Source organism: Enterococcus sp. RTP21361st1_A6_RTP21361_211029 (assembly GCF_040910045.1).
GTDB lineage: Bacteria > Bacillota > Bacilli > Lactobacillales > Enterococcaceae > Enterococcus_D > Enterococcus_D gallinarum.
The window spans coordinates 1-1990 of sequence record NZ_JBDGBK010000181.1 but is presented as its reverse complement, the minus strand read 5'-3'; the positions used below and the strand labels follow the sequence as shown (position 1 = coordinate 1990).

General features: G+C 35.1%; 3 protein-coding genes and 1 pseudogene. 1 reads left to right on the top strand and 3 read right to left on the bottom strand.

The window, feature by feature from the left end; translation table 11 throughout:
• Positions 1 to 65 precede the first annotated feature (65 nt).
• Both AB5Z52_RS16805 and AB5Z52_RS16800 read right to left on the bottom strand, forming a co-directional pair.
• Complete coding sequence (locus AB5Z52_RS16805; RefSeq protein ID WP_148395047.1) at positions 66 to 404, bottom strand: hypothetical protein; 339 nt, start codon at positions 402 to 404, stop codon at positions 66 to 68.
• A 55-nt stretch (positions 405 to 459) separates the two neighbouring features.
• A complete protein-coding gene (locus tag AB5Z52_RS16800) occupies positions 460 to 687 on the bottom strand; it encodes a hypothetical protein (protein ID WP_003126328.1) in 228 nt (75 codons plus the stop codon).
• Positions 688 to 845: 158 nt separating this feature from the next.
• On the opposite strand from AB5Z52_RS16800, the pseudogene AB5Z52_RS16795 reads away from it, so the two are divergent.
• Positions 846 to 1208 (top strand): annotated as a pseudogene (locus tag AB5Z52_RS16795) (GNAT family N-acetyltransferase); the annotation flags it as partial.
• 71 nt (positions 1209 to 1279) lie between these two features.
• Here the strand turns inward: AB5Z52_RS16795 and AB5Z52_RS16790 are convergent.
• Positions 1280 to 1822, bottom strand: a complete 543-nt coding sequence (locus tag AB5Z52_RS16790) for a DUF3267 domain-containing protein (protein WP_003126326.1) — start codon at positions 1820 to 1822, stop codon at positions 1280 to 1282.
• Between the last annotated feature and the right edge of the window lie 168 nt (positions 1823 to 1990).

Sequence of the window (1990 nt, the reverse complement as noted above, 5' to 3'; positions counted from 1 at the left end):
TGAATGTGTTGTGGTAACTCTATTCTACAGAAGGGACTTCCTTTTTTCTATTTACACAAAATATTTTACACTCTCTCCAATTTACCTTCAATTGGTAAGAGTTTTACGTACTTCTTTAAATCATAATCTTTATTTAGCAAATTGTTTGTTTCCGCAACATAAGTCATTGAAGTCCTAGTTGAAACAGCGATACTAGGAAAAACCGATACTTCAATGGCATGACTTTCATGATTAGTAACAGTTGCTGTATAAGTATACTTTTGGTTCAGATCAGGCGAAAATTGAATATCTTTTACTATACTTGAATTCTTGTCTGCTTGGATCTGAACTTCAAAAGAAGAGCCAATCGATTCTTCGGCCAATGCTTCTGGACTGAAAAAAAATATTCCTAAGCACAGGAACAAAAGAAACACCCTAAAAGAATAAGATTCATTCTTGTAGCTAGGATATAACATACGATTAAGGAGTGACGTCTGTCACTTCTGATGCAGTTAGTGTGATTACGTAATCACTTGCCTTAGTGTTGTCAAAAGTTGAAGGATCAATTGTATAATCAAAAGTACCTTCTTCAGTCGTTTCATAGCCTTGACTTGCTTCAACTTTGAATACTTCACTCGTTGCAATCGTTAAACCAGGTGTGAGGTTTCTCCAGGAACTGCTGCTGTTATCACTACTTGCTTTGCTCAAAATGACTTATTCGTTAATGTTCCAGATAACGTGAAAGTACCTGTTAGCGGATTCGCTTTCGTTTCTGTGAAACTAATATCTGCAAAATCTACAGTTTTTGTTTCAACAGGAGTAGCTAAAGTAAATGTTGCTGCTCCTTCTGTGACATTTACAGTAACTACTTCAAACTATTTGAATTCTTACAGAATAGTTTTGCCAAAGAAAGTGCCGGAGCATATGATGCCGGAAACAATCAACTCCTTTCTGAATATTTAAGTGACCATTCACCGGATGGGAAAATCATTTTCTTAGCAGCTAATCCTGATATACCTATCAAAGGGCTCGGAACGCGGCTGCTAAATGAACTACAGAAAAGAGTGCAAGGAAAAGAAATTTATCTTTTTACAGATAGTGCTTGTACGTATCAATTTTATGAAAAGCGCGGTTTTCAACGTCAAAAAGAAAAAAAGATTTCATTAAAATTGCCCAACAAAAAAATTGATCTTCAGTGCATGCTCTATAGCAAAGTGATTGACAAATGATAGCCATGCTACGCAACAAAAACGTTTTTCAAATGAGTGCAAAAAAGCACAGCCCTAATGGCTGTGCTTTGCTAATGATTGGAATAAAAATTTATCCCCTGTTCGGTATCTTCTACATAACTATGCGCTGGAGCTTTAGTCACTAAATAACAAAAATAAAAATCCCCAATACAGGCTGACCCATGAAAAGAAGCCAACCAGACAAATGCATAAGGAGAAATTTCCCTATACGCATACAACAGCCATAAGACCAAAGTGATCAAGACAAAAGGAGCAAGCAAAATAAGTAAAAACTGCCACCTTGAATAAAAGGAATTAGGACTTGTTGCATAGGCCAAACCATTCTTAAAACCAAATTTGACTTTTCCTTCCTTATTGAACAGCTTAAAAAAAATCCCGTGAATCAATTCGTGAACGATGATTAACCCTGCCATTGATAGAATGGCAATAACGAGATACATTAAATCGATAGTGACTTCTTCCGTTAACTTTCTATCTAATGTTAAAAGCGTAAATAAAGCAAAGAAAATAACCAATAGAGGAATCGTTAAGATATTCAGTTTCATGATTAGCTTTTTATCGTCAAGCAAATTGACACGCTTGATTAATTTCATAATGACCCCCTTACTCCTATTTGCAACACTATAAGCGCTCGTCTCACGTCATAAATTATTATATCAGTTTTTTTAGACCAAAACAATTCGATTTTTTAGGCTCTATAATTTATGGGACTGATGAATCAGAATTGATTCTTCAGCCCCATTTTTATTTTAGGTATTAAA

Bases quoted from the DNA above. Each gene is read 5' to 3' on its own strand.
- AB5Z52_RS16790 (WP_003126326.1), bottom strand. From the start codon at position 1,822: ATGAAATTAATCAAGCGTGTCAATTTGCTTGACGATAAAAAGCTAATC.